Source organism: Aeromonas sp. Marseille-Q7275, assembly GCF_965119515.1.
The window spans coordinates 101,816-119,800 of record NZ_CBCPLW010000012.1 but is presented as its reverse complement, the minus strand read 5'-3'; the positions used below and the strand labels follow the sequence as shown (position 1 = coordinate 119,800).

The 17,985-nt window shown below is 62.8% G+C and carries 14 protein-coding genes; 8 read left to right on the top strand and 6 right to left on the bottom strand.

The window, feature by feature from the left end:
- Positions 1 to 25 precede the first annotated feature (25 nt).
- Complete coding sequence (locus ACWPWQ_RS13030) at positions 26 to 667, top strand: hypothetical protein (RefSeq protein WP_454009964.1); 642 nt, start codon at positions 26 to 28, stop codon at positions 665 to 667.
- Between the two features lie 199 nt (positions 668 to 866).
- On the opposite strand, the gene ACWPWQ_RS13025 is transcribed toward ACWPWQ_RS13030, so the two are convergent.
- Positions 867 to 2,951, bottom strand: a complete 2,085-nt coding sequence (locus ACWPWQ_RS13025; protein ID WP_454009997.1) for a DNA internalization-related competence protein ComEC/Rec2 — start codon at positions 2,949 to 2,951, stop codon at positions 867 to 869.
- Positions 2,952 to 2,979: 28 nt separating this feature from the next.
- Between ACWPWQ_RS13025 and ACWPWQ_RS13020 the strand changes: the two genes are divergently transcribed.
- From ACWPWQ_RS13020 to ACWPWQ_RS13010, 3 genes are all read left to right on the top strand, one after another.
- Positions 2,980 to 3,498 carry a DUF2062 domain-containing protein gene (locus ACWPWQ_RS13020; protein WP_139436941.1) on the top strand — a complete coding sequence of 173 codons (519 nt, stop codon included), beginning with the start codon at positions 2,980 to 2,982 and terminating at the stop codon, positions 3,496 to 3,498.
- The gene (locus ACWPWQ_RS13015) at positions 3,492 to 3,986 is read left to right on the top strand and encodes a DUF2062 domain-containing protein (protein WP_454009963.1); all 495 of its coding nucleotides are present in this window, start codon (positions 3,492 to 3,494) and stop codon (positions 3,984 to 3,986) included. The genes ACWPWQ_RS13020 and ACWPWQ_RS13015 overlap by 7 nt, the downstream gene beginning before the upstream one ends.
- 126 nt (positions 3,987 to 4,112) lie before the next feature.
- A complete protein-coding gene (locus ACWPWQ_RS13010; protein WP_454009962.1) occupies positions 4,113 to 5,618 on the top strand; it encodes a helicase HerA-like domain-containing protein in 1,506 nt (501 codons plus the stop codon).
- A gap of 238 nt (positions 5,619 to 5,856) precedes the next feature.
- Here ACWPWQ_RS13010 and ACWPWQ_RS13005 read toward each other — a convergent pair whose 3' ends face one another.
- From ACWPWQ_RS13005 to ACWPWQ_RS12995, 3 genes are all read right to left on the bottom strand, one after another.
- A complete protein-coding gene (locus ACWPWQ_RS13005; RefSeq protein WP_454009961.1) occupies positions 5,857 to 7,047 on the bottom strand; it encodes an amino acid aminotransferase in 1,191 nt (396 codons plus the stop codon).
- 145 nt (positions 7,048 to 7,192) lie between these two features.
- Entirely contained in the window at positions 7,193 to 8,134 is a 942-nt protein-coding gene (locus tag ACWPWQ_RS13000; RefSeq protein ID WP_454009960.1) for a hypothetical protein, read from the bottom strand.
- A 202-nt stretch (positions 8,135 to 8,336) separates the two neighbouring features.
- A complete protein-coding gene (locus ACWPWQ_RS12995) occupies positions 8,337 to 9,380 on the bottom strand; it encodes a porin (protein ID WP_202046094.1) in 1,044 nt (347 codons plus the stop codon).
- A gap of 385 nt (positions 9,381 to 9,765) precedes the next feature.
- On the opposite strand from ACWPWQ_RS12995, the gene dinG reads away from it, so the two are divergent.
- The 3 genes from dinG to ACWPWQ_RS12980 all read left to right on the top strand — a co-directional run bounded on the left by dinG (position 9,766) and on the right by ACWPWQ_RS12980 (position 13,612).
- Positions 9,766 to 11,838, top strand: coding sequence for an ATP-dependent DNA helicase DinG (gene dinG / locus ACWPWQ_RS12990; RefSeq protein ID WP_454009959.1), 2,073 nt, complete (start codon positions 9,766 to 9,768; stop codon positions 11,836 to 11,838).
- Positions 11,839 to 11,982: 144 nt separating this feature from the next.
- Positions 11,983 to 12,642 carry a YccT family protein gene (locus ACWPWQ_RS12985; RefSeq protein WP_454009958.1) on the top strand — a complete coding sequence of 220 codons (660 nt, stop codon included), beginning with the start codon at positions 11,983 to 11,985 and terminating at the stop codon, positions 12,640 to 12,642.
- A gap of 73 nt (positions 12,643 to 12,715) precedes the next feature.
- Complete coding sequence (locus tag ACWPWQ_RS12980) at positions 12,716 to 13,612, top strand: histone deacetylase family protein (protein WP_454009957.1); 897 nt, start codon at positions 12,716 to 12,718, stop codon at positions 13,610 to 13,612.
- Between the two features lie 156 nt (positions 13,613 to 13,768).
- On the opposite strand, the gene ACWPWQ_RS12975 is transcribed toward ACWPWQ_RS12980, so the two are convergent.
- Positions 13,769 to 14,917: an MFS transporter gene (locus ACWPWQ_RS12975; protein WP_454009956.1), complete on the bottom strand. Its 1,149-nt coding sequence runs from the start codon at positions 14,915 to 14,917 to the stop codon at positions 13,769 to 13,771.
- A 376-nt stretch (positions 14,918 to 15,293) separates the two neighbouring features.
- The gene (gene ylqF, locus ACWPWQ_RS12970; RefSeq protein ID WP_454009955.1) at positions 15,294 to 16,244 is read right to left on the bottom strand and encodes a ribosome biogenesis GTPase YlqF; all 951 of its coding nucleotides are present in this window, start codon (positions 16,242 to 16,244) and stop codon (positions 15,294 to 15,296) included.
- A 326-nt stretch (positions 16,245 to 16,570) separates the two neighbouring features.
- Between ylqF and ACWPWQ_RS12965 the strand changes: the two genes are divergently transcribed.
- A complete protein-coding gene (locus tag ACWPWQ_RS12965; protein ID WP_454009954.1) occupies positions 16,571 to 17,962 on the top strand; it encodes an alkaline phosphatase in 1,392 nt (463 codons plus the stop codon).
- The last annotated feature ends 23 nt before the right edge of the window (positions 17,963 to 17,985 follow it).

Genomic DNA, 17,985 nt, shown 5'->3' with positions numbered 1-17,985 from the left:
CACTGTTATGTTCATGAGGATTCCAATGCGCAAGGTTTTCGCGGGCATCATTCTTCTCTGTATTGCATATTTTTTGGGGGGTTGGGTTGGCATCTCATTTGGGTGGCTATCTAAAGAAGAGTACTTCGCATATGCCGGCATCGTTGGTGGTCTTGCCTCTGTCGCGGGGCTATTTGCGCTGACACGACCCGCGCTCTCAAAGTCTGACGTTCAATCCATTGAGCTTGAGAGCTTGAAGTCGATGGCCAGGACTGCCGAGGAGCTTCAGAATCTAGAGGTGGCCAGAGCTCGAGCCAAAGGCGAGCTAGGTGAGCTTGAGGTAAAGAAAAAGGAAATGGAGCTTCTTGTAAAAAAAGCGAGTCTTGCTCTCTTTTTGAAGGAGCAGTATGAACACTATGAAAAACAAGTACTTGATGAGGTCGCGAAAAACTCGCAATTACAAGAATGCTTAGAGAAAGCGGCTGATGCATCTACGAAACTTAGCGCTCTAAACGAAGACATATCAAGCCACCCCAATGTAGCTCAATTGCGAGAAGTGATCGCATCGGCCAGTAGACGAGAGCCTACAATAGAAGACATTGTAGAAGCTCTCCCGTTTCCTCTGCGACAACTATTTGAGGCCAGCCGAATTCTGGCAAAGCTACTTTCCCCAATAACGTTAAAATGAAACATAACAAGTCAATGCAGCGGACGCCGTACCGGCGCCGCTGATTTCCAACGTTAGATAGCGGTTTAAACGTGGCAGCGTCACGCCAGAGTTATAATCAGTGTTATCATTTTCAGCGCATCGCTCCCAGGAGCCATGCGCTTTTTATCATTTTGAGGCCGCCCGCGCCTGGCACCTCTCGATCATCCTCCAAGCCTTGTCAGCCTTGAGTTTGTCCCACGAGTTCCCACTTACTTTCGGCTGCTCCCGGTTTTTTCATTCTTAGTGGTCGGTTACACGAGGAGGTGCGGCTGCCATGGTGAGGGCTCACCAGCACGGCGCTGGAGAGGGTGCTGAAGCGAGCGCCGGAAAAGGTGCTGGCGAGTTCTTCGCCTTCTCCTTTCGCTTCCAGGGCCAGCAGGCGGCGCTCCGCCCCCTGCTCTATGTCGCCGCTGAGCAGGATGCGATGCCGGCCGTCGCTTATCTGCACCACGCAACTGTCGTTGTTGCGCCCCGCCCCCGGCCGCTCGGGCCAGAGCACCCGTACCTCCAACCCCTGCCAGTGCCAGCGCTGACCGCGGCGGCACAGGGCCGTGCTGGGTGCGAAGCCGAACGAGGAGAGCTCGCGGCGCACCGGCATCGCCTGCAGCATGGCGCGTCGATTGCCCGCATGATCCCTGTCCTTGTGGCTGATGATCAGGGCATCGAGCACCCGCACATCGAGCCGGCTCAGCACGGGCAGTATGGCGGCCTCCGCCATGTTGTAGCCGCCGGGGTAGCTATTCCCGGTGTCATAGAGGATGCCGCGCTCGCCACGAGTGACGAGCACCGACAAGCCCTGCCCCACATCCAGCACCCGCACCTGCCAGGGCGTGGGGGCAGGCCAGACTCCCAGCAGCAGGGCGGCTCCCACCGGGAGCAGCAAGCCACGCCCTCCCGGCAACTGCCAGGCCCCCCACAGCAGCACCAGCAGGGCGCTGACGGGCATCAGCCAGCCGGGAACCGGCCACCAGAGCTGCAGGTGGTCCGCCAGCAGGCCGAGTCCCCACAACACCCACGTCAGCCCCAGATCGGACAACCAGAACAGGCCATAAGCCAGGGCGGTGGAGAGCGGCGCCAGCAGCACGCCGATGAGCGCCAGCGGAATGATGCCGAGACAGAACAGCGGCAACGCCAGCAGATTGAGCAAGAGCGCCAGCGGGGCCATGCCCTCGAACAGCAGCAGTTGCAGGGGCAGCAGGCCGAGCAGCAGCAGGCACTGCAGGCGCACCAGCCCGGGACGCGCGTGCAGCAGGCTCGCCAGCAACAGCAGGGCCACCGCCAGGAAGGAGAGCCAGAAGCCGGCCGAGTAGAGGGCAAAGGGATCCCAGATCACGAGCACCACGAAGGCCCACAGCCAGATGCGGTGGCTGGGCCAGTCCCGCCTCAGCCAGCGCAGCAGGCTCCACACCAGCACCATGATGAGGGCCCGCTCGGTCGCCACCGCAAATCCCGCCAGCCAGCTGTAGACGGCGGCAAACAACAGGGAGACCAGAATGGCCCCCCGCAATCCCAGCAGCCGCCCCAGCCACCAGCCGAGCACAGCCACCAGGGCGATATGCTGGCCGGAGATGGCGATGATGTGGGTCAGGCCGCTGCCGCGAAACAGATCCCACTGGGCATCCGTGATGCCCCCCTGCTCCCCGAAGCTGAGGGCCGCCAGCAAGGGGGCCTGCTCCAGCCCCTGCCAGGCGGTGCTGGCGGCGGCCAGCCAGCGCTCCCGCACCCCGGGTGCCGACCCCTGGACCTCGATGAGACGGCGCAGGTTGCCGGTCGCCGTGATCCCCTTGCCAAGCAGCAGGCGCCGCCCATCCATGCCCGCCTCGTTGGCCAGCCCGTGGGCGGGCTTGAGGGAACTCACCAGGGTGATGCGGCTGCCGGCGGGCAAGTGCGGCAGTGCCTGGTAGGCATTGATCCTGACGAGGGGGGCCACCCCGAGGGGTTGATCGTCCAGCGTCTCGACCCGCAGTAGCAGGCGGGCAAATTTATCTCGCGGTTTATCGCCTGAGGACTCCGTACTTTGCACCCGTGCGGTTATGATGTGGCTGGTCTGTGTCTCCAGCTTGTCCAGCCAGGCCAGCCGATACTGCAGGTTCAGCTGCATCCAGAGCACCCCGAGCACCAGAAACAAGAGCCGCCAGTGGCGGCCATGGGCGAGCAGGATGGCCAGGGCCAGCAGCGCGCCGCCCCATACAGTAGAGGGTAACCAGGGCCAGAGCAGTGAGGAGCTTGCCCCCAGGGCAAACGACAACAGACGCAGATCCATGGAGCAAGTATTTAGCAAGGTTTCAAACATGCCCAAACGACTCATAAAACGCTGGCTTCCCGATCAGGACAAGCTCAAGGAACACAAGCACTTGCGGCTGTTCGGCAAGCTGCTGCTCGATGCCAACCTCTGGCACCTCAACCGCCGCTCCGCCGCCGGCGCCTTCGCGGTCGGCCTCTTCATGGCCTGGATCCCCCTCCCCTGCCAGATGCTGCTGGCGGCCGGTGGCGCCATCCTCTTTCGGGTCAATCTGCCCCTCTCGGTCGCCCTGGTCTGGCTCTCCAACCCCTTCACCATGCCGCCGCTGTTCTATGGCGCCTACCTGGTGGGCTGCCAGCTGCTGGGGCACCCCGCCCAGCACATCGAGATCCAGTTCACCTGGGCATGGCTGGTCTCGGTATTTGAGACCCTGGCCCCGCCGCTGCTGCTGGGCTCCCTGGTGCTCGCACTCTTGAGTTCACTGATGGGTTACACCTTCATCCGCACCTTCTGGCGCATCAACACGGTGCGTCAGTGGCAGAAGCGCAAGGAGGCGCGGGCATGCTGAGCCGCTGGCTGGCCCGTTTCAAGATAGACCCGGACACCCTGCGCCAGCAGAAGTGGTTCGCCCTCTTTGGTGAGCGCCTGCTGACCCCCGCCCTCTGGCAGAGGGGCACCCGGGCACTCAGCGGCGCCGTGGCGGCCGGCCTCTTCGCCAGCTGGATCCCCATCCCCATGCACTCCCTCGTCGCCGTCGCGCTGGCGCTGGCATTCAGCCTCAACCTGCCGCTCGCCCTGCTGGCGGTCTGGTTCAACAACCCGCTGACGCTGCCCTTCATGTACCTCTATGCCTACCGCACCGGCTGCCTGGTGCTGCACCAGACGCCGGAGCCCTTCCACCTCACCTCGTCATTACACTGGCTGGAGCACGAGGCGGCGACCCTGGTGCCCCCCTTCCTGCTCGGCAGCCTGCTGCTGGCGCTGCTGACCGCCGCCACCGGGGCCCTGCTCACCCTCATGCTGCTGCAGCTGGGCAGGCTGACTCGCGCCCGCTGAGCCCCCTCCCCGCCCTTCGGCTTCGCCACAGGGCGCAATTCGCGCCGCCTTGCCATCGTTTGGCTCTGCCACCACACTCCTTGTAGCCCTCAGCTTGCCGCTACCTGCAAAGACAAGGAGTTCACCATGGCCCAACCCCTGACGCTGGCCTATGCCAATGGCCAACCCATCTCCCTGCTGCCCGCCCTGGCCAACCGCCACGGCCTCATCACAGGCGCCACCGGGACCGGCAAGACAGTCACCCTGCAGGTGCTGGCAGAGGGGTTCTCCCGCCTCGGGGTGCCGGTCTTTCTGGCGGATGTGAAGGGGGACCTCAGCGGCCTTGGCGCCGCCGGCACCCCGTCGACCAAGCTGGATGCCCGGCTGGCCCAGCTCGGCATCCCGGCCCCCGCCTTCGCCCCCAGCCCGACCCTGTTCTGGGACCTGTTTGCGGAGCAGGGGCACCCGGTGCGGGCCACCGTCTCCGACATGGGCCCCCTGCTGCTGGCCCGTCTGCTCGGCCTCAACGACACCCAGAGCGGGGTGCTGGAGCTGGTGTTCAAGGTGGCGGACGACGAGGGGCTGTTGCTGCTCGATCTGAAAGACTTGCGCGCCATGGTGCAGTTTGCCGGAGACAACGCCAAGACCCTCACCACCCGTTATGGCAATGTGTCCACCGCCTCCATCGGCGCCATACTGCGCAACCTGCTCACCCTGGAGAGCGCGGGAGGGGACCACTTCTTCGGCGAGCCCATGCTGGACATTCAGGATCTGCTGCAGACCGACGGGGCCGGCCACGGCCACATCAATGTGCTGGCGGCCGGCAAGCTCACCCAGTCCAGCCGCCTCTATGCCTGCTTCCTGCTCTGGCTGCTCTCCGAGCTGTTCGAGCAACTGCCGGAGGTGGGGGATCCCGATAAACCCGTGCTGGTCTTCTTCTTCGACGAGGCACATCTCTTGTTCAACGACGCCCCCAAGGCGCTGCTGGAGAAGATAGAGCTGGTGGTGCGCCTCATCCGCTCCAAGGGAGTCGGCGTCTACTTCGTGACCCAGAGCCCGGCCGACATTCCCGACAGCGTGCTGGGGCAGCTCGGCAACCGGGTGCAGCACGCCCTGCGCGCCTTTACCCCGAGCGATCAGAAGGCGGTGCGCATCGCCGCCAACACCCTGCGCGCCAACCCGGCCTTCGACGCGGCCGGCGTCATCACCGAGCTCGGGGTGGGCGAGGCCCTGGTCTCCCTGCTCGATGAGAAGGGACGCCCCTGCGTGGTGGAGCGCGCCTTCATCGCCCCGCCCGCCAGTCGTATAGGCCCCCTGAACGACGCCGAGCGGCAGGCCCTGATCCAGGGGTCAGTGCTTCACGACAGATACGAGACCCGCGAGGATCGCGAATCCGCCTTCGAGCGGCTCAATGGCGGGGCACCGGCCGTCTCAGATGATGCCCCTCCATCCCCCTCGGAGCAGGGCGGCGGATTGCTCGACGCCCTCAACGGCATCCTGTTCGGGCGCACAGGCCCGCGCGGTGGCCAGCATGACGGCGTGGTGCAGACCGCCGCCAAGAGCGTGGCCCGCACCCTGGGCAACGAGGTGGGTCGCCAGCTGGTACGGGGGGTGCTGGGCTCTCTGCTGGGGGGCAGCAAACGGCGCCGCTGATACCGGAAAACAGGCATGAAAAAGCCCACCAGGGAACACCTGGCGGGCTTTTTACTGAGCGGATGCCGATGGTTGTGTTTACAGCACCTTGGTGATGGCATCGCACAGGGGATCTATATTGACGCGGGTGATTCCCGCATAGAACCTCTTCGCCTCAGTTACAGCACCTTGGCGATGGCGTCGCACAGGGGATCTATATTGACGCGGGTGATTCCCGCATAGAACCTCTTCGCCTCAGTTACAGCACCTTGGCGATGGCGTCGCACAGGGGATCTATGTTGGCGCGGGTGATCCCGGCCACGCTGATCCGGCCGGAACCGACGATGTAGATGGCAAACTCGCTCTTGAGGCGCTCCACCTGATCCTTGGAGAGGCCGGAGAAGGAGAACATGCCGTTCTGCTCGCGGATGAAGCTGAAGTCCTGGCTCACGCCGAGGGCGCCGAGTTTCTCCACCAGCAGCTCACGCATCTCGCGAATGCGCACCCGCATGGCCGCCACCTCTTCCACCCACTCTGCATAGAGGGCCGGATCGCTGACGATGGTGGTCACCACGGCGGCGCCGTGTGACGGCGGGTTGGAGTAGTTGGCACGGATGACGGTCTTGACCTGGGTGAAGGCCACGTCGGCAATCACCTTGGTCGCGCTCACCAGGGTGAAGGCACCGACCCGCTCGTTGTAGAGGCCGAAGTTCTTGGAGAAGGAGCTCGCCACCAGCAGCTCGTCGTGGCACTCGGCGAAGATGCGCAGCCCCTCGGCATCCTCTTCGATACCGCGGGCAAAGCCCTGGTAGGCGAAGTCAAACAGCGGCAGCCAGCCGGCGGCGGCGCTCTGTTTGGCCAGGGCGCGCCACTGATCCGCGGTGGGGTCAATGCCGGTCGGGTTGTGGCAGCAGCCGTGCAGCAGCACCAGATCACCGGCCTGGGCTTCGCAGAGCGAGGCCTGCATGGCGGCAAAGTCGAGACCCTTGGTCGCCGCATCGTAGTACTTGTACCACTTGACGGTGAGGCCGGCGGCCTGGAACACACTGACGTGGTTGGCCCAGGTGGGATCGGAGATCCAGATGGTCTTGGCCAGACCGTTGCGCACCACGAACTCGGCGGCAATGCGCAGGGCCCCTGTACCACCCGGCGCCTGGGCTGTCTTGGCGCGGCCGCTGGCGACCAGGGCAGAGTCCTGCCCGAACAGCAGTTGCTGCACTATGCGGCCATATTCGATATTGCCTTCAATACCGAGGTAGTTCTTGGTCTTCTCGTCGGTGAGCAGCTTCTGCTCGGCTTTCTTGACGCAATGAAGGATAGGAGTGGCACCGGTCTCATCCTTGTAGATCCCGACCCCCAGATTGATCTTGTGGCTGCGAGAGTCGGCACGGAAGGCTTCGGTCAGGCCCAGGATCGGATCCGCTGGGGCGGCAACAACCTTTTCAAACATGGTATTCCCTGTATTCCGTTGAGTTCGTTGGCTGGCAAAGTAGGTTGGCAAACAAAAGCGCCCCTTTGGCGAGCGCTCCGTCAACTCTTTATACCACTGCCTTCCATAGGGGAAAACCGCTTTCTCAAGGGGGATGACGGCCTCGTCAGCCGATGGCATGCCAGCCCGATGCCAGGGCACATACTTCGGCCGACAGGCCACGGTTGGACTCCACCAGATCGCTGCACAAAGCCCGCAATGGACGGGGGATCCGACTCGGCTCCCAGGGACGAGCGTCTTGCAGAGGGGCGGCATAGGCCTCCTTGATGGGGGTCAGCTCCCGGGGCAGCCACCAGCTGGCCGGGCGCCCCAGCCGCTGGGCCAATACCAGGACCCTGTCGACACCGGCCGGGTCCAGTGCTGTGAGGTGACTCCAGAGGGTCTGGGGAGGCAAGGCGGCAATCAGGGGTTGCAGGGCACCGGGATCCTGGGCGGGCAGCCAGACCAGCAAGGCATCCTCCGGGAGACTCAGCTCGGCGAAGACGCCAACGGAATCTGTGCTGATCACTCGCTGGATCTCCCCCTCCCCCCACAGGATCTTGCCAAGACCCGCCAGGGTGCGGGCGGGTAGTGCCACCTCTCCCAGGGTGCGCAACCAGGGGGCCGCATCGAGCAGGGTGCCACCGCTGAAGAACAGGCTGAACGGGCGGGCGGCCCGCAGCCGCAGCGGCAGATCGCTGCACAGCCGTATCCCCTTGTCTTCGAAGTTGATCTGCTCAACCGGACTGAAGCTCGCCTCCCCCTTGCGATAGAGCGCCGCCAGCACCCGCTCGTTGACCCGCTCCCCCAGTTGCCAGCCCTGGGCATGGAGCCACTCCTCGGGCTCGGGGGGGGCACAGGCCAGCTCGGCCAGCATCAGCTCACGGGTGAGATAGCGCCGTCCGGCCGGGGTCAGCTCATAGCGGTGATTGCCAAGGGGGAGCAGCAACTGATTGTCCCTGAGCATGCCGATGAGGGGCTGCCATTGGCGACCGCGGATAACCTGGGGCGCCTCGTCCAGCAACTGCTGAGCCAGCGCTCGCCACTCGGGGTGACTGAAATCGATCACACGCATCCTTCCCTGTCGGCAGACCATCTTTCAACGAATTGAATAATCTAGCGATTTACGACCAAGGAGCCAAGGGCGGAAAAGAGACAACGTGACCTGGCGCAGGGCCAAACGGCGGGGTATGAGGAAGGTGAAAGACAGATAAAACAAAACGGCCAAGCAAGCTTGGCCGTTTATCAACTAAATCCGTATTAAGACTGGATTAGAAGTTGTATTGCAGGGCAACAGTGAACTCGTCGTCCATGTCATCGATACCCTGGATCTTGTACTCGGTGTACGCCTTCAGCTTGGAAGTGAAGTTGTACTGTACGCCCAGCAGGGTTTCGTCAACCATGTCTTCGTAGGAAGAACCGGCAGAGTTGTCCTTGCCTTCCTTGAAGTTGTAGCCAGCCAGGAAGGTCCAGGCATCAACGTTGTAGGAAGCAGCCAGCTCGTAGCCACGACCTTCACCCTTGTAACCGGTGGTGTCGTTCTTCAGGTCGCCTTCGGTGTAGACACCGGCGAAGTAGAAGCCGTTGATGGCGTAGTGTGCGCCCAGGGCCCACTCGGACTTGTCACCAGTGTTGGTGCTGGTGGTGCTTTCCAAGTCGGAGTAAGCATAACCACCGTTCAGGCCCAGACCGAAGTCGAAGTCATAACCGATGGCAGCTGCGTAGCCGTAGTTACGCTTCAGGTCCGGGAATACGGTAGTGACGGTTTGGCCACCCATGTCAGAAACCTTGACGGCTTCGTCGTCGTTGGTCTGGTAGGACACTTTGCCCTTGAAACCACCGTAGGTGTTGGAGTAGATGATCTGGCCTTCTTGACGACCATCGTAGAAGTTACCGTAATCACCCCACTCGTTGAAGATATCGGTCGGCTCCAGCACGTCGTAGAACGCGGTGTCGGTCTGGCCGAAGATGATCTTGCCGTACTGGGTACCATCGAAGCCAACCCAGATGTGACGGGAGTTGAACTTGTTGTCGGAGTTTTCGGCGGAAACCTGCCACTCGGTCTTGGCAATACCGGACCAGGTGTTGTTCAGCGCAACTTTACCGGACCAGCCCAGACGGGAGGAACCGATCAGCTCGGCATCACCAGCGTTGCTGGCAGTGATGGGGCTGGCGTCTTGGCTGTCAGCGTAGTAGTTAGCCTGAACACGGCCGTAGATATCAAAAGAGGTACCGTCTTTGTCATAAACGACTGCGGCGTTAGCGGCAGATGCGAACAGAGCCGGGATAGCAATAGCCAGAATTGTCTTTTTCATAGTTGTTTCCAATGCCTACTGTAATTAAACACTAAGTCCTTGTTATTCCCTGTGTTAGCGATGTTCTTTGCATCACTATGCCGCCGAGACTATCACCGGGTTTTAGGATCCGCAACGAAAAAACTTGGAACTTTTTGAGAAAACCATAGTCATAGGGAAAAAATTGTGAGCTGAATCCCATATTGTTTGCCCTCTAAGGGAAAACGTTTACAGCGATACTTGCTGCCTGAACAGCCCTTTTTTGGTGGTTTATTGCACACACAATCCACCCCATGACATAAGTGCGGATCCCGGCCCGCAACCCCTGCCTCGCCTTGCCTCGACCCCGGCCGCCTGTTGCGGGTATCCTGTGGCCATTCATCCCAGACACGGTCACGCCCCATTCATGCTATCGACTCGCCTCAAAGCCACCATTCGCAATACCTATCGACAGATTGCCGATGGTTTACCCGGTTTTGTGCCGCGCAAGGAGCAGAATTTTCTGGTGGCCGAAATCGCCAAGACACTCACCGGAGAGTATGAAAAGAGTCGTCGCATCCTGGTGGCCGAAGCGGGCACCGGCATCGGCAAATCCCTCTCCTATGCCCAGGGCGCCATCCCGGTAGCGCGGCTCACCCAGAAGAAGCTGGTGATCTCCACCGCCACCGTCGCCCTGCAGGAGCAGCTGATCCACAAGGATCTGCCGTTCTACCATCGCCACAGCGAGCTGCCGTTTCGCTTCATGCTGGTCAAGGGGCGCCAGCGTTACTGCTGCGAGCATCTGCTTGAACAAGCGGCAAGCGGCGCCGACATGGCCAATTTCGAACTCGATTTCGGCAGCTTGAGCAAGCACAAGCCGTCAGATTCTGACAAGGAGCGCTATCAGGCGCTGTGGCAGGCCTATACCGAGGGGAAGTGGGACGGGGACAGGGACAACTGGCTCAAGCCCATCCCGGATCTCTGCTGGGATCGCATCGCCGCCGATCGCCACAGCTGCAACAAGGCGCTCAGCCACCATCAGCACTGCCCCTTCCACCGTGCCAGGAATGACATGGACGCCGCCGATGTGCTGGTGGTCAACCATGCCCTGCTGCTCTCCGATCTCACCATGGGCGGCGGCATCATACTGCCGCCACCGGACGAGTGTATCTATGTGCTGGATGAGGCTCACCACCTGCCGACCATAGCCCGGGATCACGGCGCCGCCTCGGCCAGCATCAAGGGGTCCCGCCGCTGGCTGGAAAAGCTGGTGCAGAGCGCAGGCAAGCTGGCCAGGGCGCTGAACAAGGAGAGCTTGCTCGACCCCCAGCTCAAGCTGCAGGATGCCCTGGCCTCCCTGCAGCCGGATCTCAAGGCGCTGGAGCAGTGGCTCGCCGGCAACGATCACCTGTTTGGCTCCGAGCAGCACCACAGATTTGCCGAAGGGGTCCTGCCCGATCCCCTGCCCATGCTGGCGGAGAACCTGAAGGAGGCGAGCAAGAAGGCGCTGCGGGCGCTGGACAGGATGCAGGGCGCCATCGGCGAGGCACTCAAGGACGGCGAAATCCGTCGCAAGGAGGCCGAACCCCTGCTGGCGGAGAGCGGTTTTCACCTGCAGCGGCTGGAGAGTTTCTGCGCCCTGTGGGAGATGCTGAGCCGTCACGTGCCCACTGGCAAGACACCGCTGGCCCGCTGGATGGCCAGGAGCGAGGACGGGGACATCTGGCTGCACGCCTCCCCCATAGAGGTGGGTTATCTGCTGGAAGAGTGGCTCTGGTCCCGCTGTCTGGGCGCCGTGCTGGTCTCGGCCACCCTCACCGCCCTCTCCTCCTTCAGCTATTTCCGCCACCAGGTGGGACTCAAGGAGCACGACGGCACCCGCTACCTGCGGCTGCGCTCTCCTTTCGAATACCACAAGGCCGAGCTCTATCTGCCCAAGATGGCCCATGAACCGAGCGCACCCGGCTTTACCCAGGAGCTGGTCGATACCCTGCCCCGGCTGCTGGCGGGCAAGGAGGCGAGCCTGGTACTCTTCTCCTCCTACCGCCAGATGAACGAGGTGGCGGTGGGCCTGCGGGCCAAGGGGCTCTCCCTGCTGGTGCAGGGGGAAGCGTCCCGCAACGCCCTGCTGACCTTGCACAAACAGAAGTGCGACGGCGGCCAGGCCAGCATCCTGTTTGGCACCGGCAGCTTCTCGGAAGGGCTGGATCTCCCCGGTCACTACCTCACCAACCTGGTGATCACCAAGCTCCCCTTCGCGGTGCCGAACTCCCCGGTGGAGGAGGCGACCGCCGAGTGGGTCGAAAAACGCGGCGGCAACCCCTTCCTGCAACTGACGGTGCCGGAGGCGTCCCGCAAGCTCATCCAGGCCTGTGGTCGCCTGATCCGCAAGGAGGCCGATCGGGGCCGGGTAACCATTCTCGATCGACGCCTTCTTACCAAGCGCTACGGCAAGGGGTTGCTGGACGCGCTCCCCCCCTTCACCCGGCGTATCGAGTGAGGCATGCCGGGTTTATTTGACAGATGAGTCAGCAAACTTCCCGCCGGGCGGCGCCATAAACGGCTATTGCTGCTGTGGGGCAAACCTGTAAAAATGAGCCCCTATTTTTCAGTGGGCAATCGCCTGACTGTTCAAGGAGATGAAATGAAACTGACTGTTCTGGTGCCGGCTCTGGCTGGTCTGTTGTGGGCAGGTAGCGCCCTGGCTGATAGCCAACTGGAAATACACAATCCCTATGTGGTGCAGCTGATCGATGGCGAGTCCATCAATCCCAAGCTGCTGGAGAAGACCAGCAGCTTCCCCATCAGTGCAGGCAAGCACCAGCTGGTGGTGGCCTTCGAAGGCAACTACTCCAACCGCAACGACATCAAGCTGGTGACCGCCGAGCCCCTGGTGATCAACTTCACCGCCGGTGACAACCAGAAACTGGTGCTGGATTTCAAGAAGCCCCGTAACGAAGACGAAGCCAAGGCGTTCGTGAAAGAGCAGAAAGTCGTGCTCAAGGACAAGGTCAGCGGTCAGGCCCTGGCCAGCGAGCAGTTCGTCATGCCGAAAGTGGGTGGCTTCCAGCTGACCCGCGACTACCAGCAGGAGCTGCTCAAGATGGGCAAGGCCTTCAACCAGCCAGCGACCGTTGCCGTCTCCACAGCTGCCGTGATGGCCGCCGCCAGCGCACCGGTGGAAGTGGCGCCGAGCAAGGCCCAGAGCAATCCGGAAGCCCTGACCCAGCTGCAAAACTGGTACAACAAGGCCGATGCGGAAACCCGCAAAGCCTTCCAGATCTGGGTGATCCAGCAGCAATAAGGGCGCAGCGCGTCTCTTTATGCATAGAGGGGAGCCTGGCTCCCCTTTTTCATATCAGTTCAGGCTTATTGCCATGTCCCTGCGCATCTTCTACCACCCCTATTACTCCTCCCTGACACTGCCCGAGCGGCACCGCTTTCCCCTGGCCAAGTATCAGGCGCTCTACCAGCACCTGGCAGCACTGGGCTATCCGCTGGCAGAGGCCGCGCCCGCCACGCCTGAGCAGATCAAAAGAGTGCACGACGCCGGCTATGTGGACGCGGCCCTTGCCGGCACCCTGGATGACGGCGCCATCCGCCGGCTCGGCTTTCCCTGGTCACCCATGCTGATGGAGCGCACCCTGCGCTCGGTCGGGGCCACCATAGCCGCCAGCCGCCACGCCCTCGAGCAGGGCTGCGGCCTGCAGGTCTCCGGCGGCTATCATCACGCCCACAGGGACTTTGGCAGCGGCTTCTGCCTGTTCAACGATCTGGTGATCGCGGCCCGGGCCTGCCTCGACGAGGGGCGCTGCGAACAGGTGCTCATCGTGGATCTCGATGTCCACCAAGGGGATGGCAGCGCCGCCCTGTGCACGGGGAGCCGGGAGATCATCACCCTCTCCCTGCATGGGGAGCACAACTTCCCCCACCACAAGCCCGCCTCCCATCTGGACTTCGCCCTGCCAAGCGGCATGAAGGACGATGCCTACCTCGAGACCCTGAGCCAGGCGCTCTCTCTGGCGCTGCGCCTCTACCGTCCCGATCTCATCCTCTATCAGGCCGGGGTCGACGTGCACCAGGCCGACGAGCTCGGCTATCTCTCCCTGAGCGACGCCGGGGTGCGCCAGCGGGACGCCATGGTGTTTGACTGTGCGATAAGCCACGGCCTGCCCATCGCCGCCGTACCGGGAGGCGGTTATCGGCGCGACTGGCGGCAGCTGATCCCGCTCCACCTCTCCCTGTTTGAAGAGGCGAAAAAGCGCCATGGCTAGCGCCCCTTTCCCCCTCCCAGCCCCTGATAACAACAAGGCGGCCCCGGGGCCGCCTTGTTGTATCGGGCACGGCTGCCTTTTGCTGCCCCTGTCACCAGAGACAGCACAGGGCATCATGCCTGGCTCGCGGCGCCTCTTTCCATCAGACACTCGCCATCAGGCATGGGCCACCGGCGTCGGATGCTCACCCATGGGGCGCAGCAGCATCAGCAGATAGATGAAGGAGACGCTGGCGATCATGATAAACAGCAGCTTATCCGAGTAGTGCTGCATCAAGAGCGCGGTATAGGCCGGGCCCAGCAGGCTGCCGATGGTGTAGCTCAGCAGCAGCGCCTGATTCATCGCCACCAGCTGATGCTGCTCGACCCTCTCGCAGGCCCAGGCCATGGCCACCGGATAGAGGGTAAAACCGGCGGCGCCCAGGATGAAGAGCGCCGGCCCCATCGCCAGGTTGCCGAGCATCGCCAAGGCGCCCAGGATGACCACCAGCACCTGCAGCCGCAGTACCGGCAAGCGACCGAACCTGTCTGCCAGACGGCCGGCGGGCCACTGCCCCAGGATGCCGGCGCTCACCATCACCGCCATCCAGTAGCCGATACCGGCATCACTCACCCCCTGGTGGTTCAGGTAGAGCGGCATCAGGCCATAGAGCGACCCCAATACGATGCCGGAGATGATGCAGCCATTGACCCCGAGGCGCGCCTGACGCAGGCGCAGCATGGGCCACACCCGGGTTGCCCCCTGCGGCTCCCCCTGCTCGCTGACAATGCGGGTGAACAGCAGCGGCAGGAGAGCGGCCAGTACCAGGCCGGTCACCCAGGGCAACACATCCATCAGCGCGGTCGGCAGCGTACTGACCAGCAGTTGCCCGAGCACAGTCCCCAGGTAATAGACCATCATGTAGGCGGCGAGCAGGCGCCCCCGGTTGCGCGCGTTGCCGCTGCACATCAGCGCACTCTCCACCACCACCCAGATCATGGCGCAGCCGATGCCGGCGATGAAGCGCCAGGCGAGCCAGCTCCAGAACCCCAGGGTGACTCCTAAGCCCACACAGGCGGCGGCAAAGATCAGGGATGCCAGGTAGTAGCTGCGGTTGAACCCGGCGCGTTTGATCAGCGCCCCCGCCAGCAGGGTCCCCAGCAGGTTGCCGCAAAAATAGGCGGAGCCGACCATGCCCACCTGCCAGGTCGGCAGCTGGTCATGGGCGAGCCAGAGCGGCACCAGGGTATTCAACACTGCGATGGCCAGGGTCAACAGCAGCAGGCCACAGAGCAATAACAGCACTGGCCGGGAGTATGTGGTCATGGATAAAACCGTGGGGAGAGTCAAAATGCGAGCGCATCATGCCACCGCCAAAGCCATTGTCAATCGGCACTGAATGAGCGGCAGCCAGGTTTGGCTTCGCACAGGCCTTGTGCCCTGGTGCTGACCCCTGCAACCCCTGCCCGGCAGCAGGATGAACCACTGACCAAACGGGACTTGGACTGCAAGGGATAGGGCCGGATGGGGATCTTCATCCCTCTGCTAGCGGCGGCATCAAGGCGAAGCGGGGCTGCTCCCTTGCGCTATGGGCGCGCCATCGTTTCGGCTACTTTTTCCTTGCCTCGTCCCTGACCATGAAGGCCATAACAGAAGAGGCGACCCCGGGGTCGCCTCTTCATTATTCCTGCCACAATAGCGGTTATTTCTGACGCTTTCTGGCGTACTTGCGACGGGCCCGCGCCTGGCGCTCCTCTTCCCGCTCCGCCTTCTCCTTGGCCTTCTGCTCCGCCTCCTCGGCCGCCAGCACGATCTCGGCGCTCACCATCTCCGGGGTCTCCAGGGAGATGCGCCCCAACATGCCTGAGCGGAACTCGTTGACCAGGATCTCGGAGGCCTTGTGCAGATCCGCCAGGCCCCCCTTGCGCATGAAGGCGCGCTGGCGGGCGATGAGCTCCAGCAGCTCGATCTCGGTCTCGGGCAGTTCAGCTATCTGGTAACGGGCCTTGATCCGCTCCGGGTAGGCCTTGATGAAGTAGTCGGCGGCGAACATGGCGATGTCGGCGTAGTCGAAGACGGTGTCCTTGATGGCCGCTGTGATGGCCAGCCGGTAGCCGCAGGAGGGCGGGTTGAGCTTGGGCCAGAGGAAACCCGGGGTATCGGTCAGGATGACGTTGTTGTCCAGCTTGATCCGCTGCTGGGACTTGGTCACCCCCGCCTCGTTGCCGGTGCGGGCGATGATGCGCCCCGCCAGGGTGTTGATCAGGGTGGACTTGCCCACGTTGGGGATGCCCATGATCATGGCGCGCACCCCGCGCAGGTCGAAGTTGCGCTCCGGCAGCATCTCGTGGCACAGGGTCAGCAGCGCCTTGATCTTCTCTGGCTCCTGCTGGGTCAGGGGCAACGCCTTGATCCCCTTCTCTTGTTCCATGTGCGCCACCCACAGCTCGGTGATCGCCGGATCGGCCAGATCCGCCTTGTTCAGCACCTTGATGACAGGGGTATCCCCACGCAGCTCGGGCACCAGGGGGTTCTCGCTGGAGAAGGGGATGCGGGCATCGAGCATCTCGATGATGACATCGACCTGGGGCATGACCTCGGCAATTTCTTTGCGGGCCTTGTGCATGTGGCCGGGGAACCAGTTGATGGACATATCCGTTACTCTCTCATTGGGGATGCGGGCTCCCGCTGGGGGCTGCGGGCGCCTGGTGATGCGCCAAACCGCTGGCACTCATCGCAAGGGGGCGCATTTTACCTGCTGCGGCCCCGATTTGACAGGCCATTGTGGCCACAGGCGAGCACGGCAGCGGCGCCGGTGCCACCGCAACTGCCTGGGGCAGAAGGGCAGGCAGCAATCAATAAGTGATTGATACAACATAACATTTATACGGTGCCTTCACCGTATTGTCATCCAGACTCACTAAAAGTGTCATCTGCCCCCTCTAGGCTGCGCTCAGGTTTTACAAGGAGCGAACCCCAATGAGAAACATGGCAGGACTTGCAGTGATGATAGGCGCCACCCTGGTCGCCGGCTGCAACTCCAACAATGACAGCAGCACCCCGGAGCCCAGCGCCAAAAACGTCATCTTCTTCCTCGGCGACGGCATGGGGCTCAACACCCTGACCGCCGCCCGCATCTACGGCGTGGGGGAAGAGGGCAGCCTCACCATAGACACCCTGCCGGAAACGGCCTTCATCAAGACCTTCTCCCACGACGCCCAGGTCACCGACTCGGCCCCCTCCATGGCGGCCTACATGACGGGGGTCAAGAGCAACAACGGCGTCATCAGCATGGACAGCGACGCCACCTATGAGAGCGACTGCAGCAAGAGCGCCGGCAAGCCGGTCACCACCCTGCTGGAGCTGGCCAAGGCCGACGGCCGCGGCACCGGCGTGGTCACCAGCACCCGGGTGACCCACGCCACCCCTGCCGCCACCTATGCCCACATCTGCAATCGGGATCTGGAAGCCGACATCGCCGCCCAGCTGGTACCGGGCGGCGCCGGCTACAACGGCGCCCTGAAGGAGGGGCTGGACGTGGTGCTCGGCGGCGGCAGCAGCTTCTTCCTGCCAAAAGCCGACAAGGGCAAGCGGGAGGATGGCCGCAACCTCATCGACGAGATGCAGGCCAAGGGCTATCAGTTTGCCAGCACCCTGGACGAGCTGAACCAGGCCGAGGCGGGCAAGCCGCTGCTGGGGCTGTTTGGCTCAAGCCACATGAAATATGACCTCGACAGGCCCGCCAGCGAGCCGTCGCTGGCCCAGATGACCCTGGCCGCCATCAAGCAGCTCAAGGACAAGGAGAAGGGTTACTTCCTGATGGTGGAGGGGGGCCGCATCGATCACGCCCTGCACGACACCAACGCCAAGCGCGCCCTGCAGGATACCCTGGCCTTCGACGACGCCATCAAGGTCACCCTGGACGAGGTGAAGAAAACCGACCCCGAGCTGAAAAACACCCTGATCGTGGTCACCGCCGACCATGACCATACGCTGGTACTGAACGGCTACGCCAAGCGCACCGGCAAGACCACGGCTGGCAACCCCGGGGTGCTCGGGTTGGTGAAGAACTACGAGACAGGCGAACCGAGCAAGGATAGCGATGGCATGCCCTACACCATCATCGGCTTTGGCAATGGCTACAACCGGGTGGACGGCCCGCGCAGCAGCGTGGCGCCGCTCGACGATGCCACCGTCTCCGCCGACGACTATCACCAGGAGGTGGTGGTCAAGGTGGGCGAGATAGGCAACGAGACCCACGGCGGCACCGACGTCTTCCTCGGTGCCATAGGCCAGGGAGCTGACAGCTTCCACGGCTCACTCGATAACACCGCCGTGTTCGGCAAGGTCAAGGCTGCGGCCAAGCTGTGAGGATCATTCCCGTGAGAAAAACC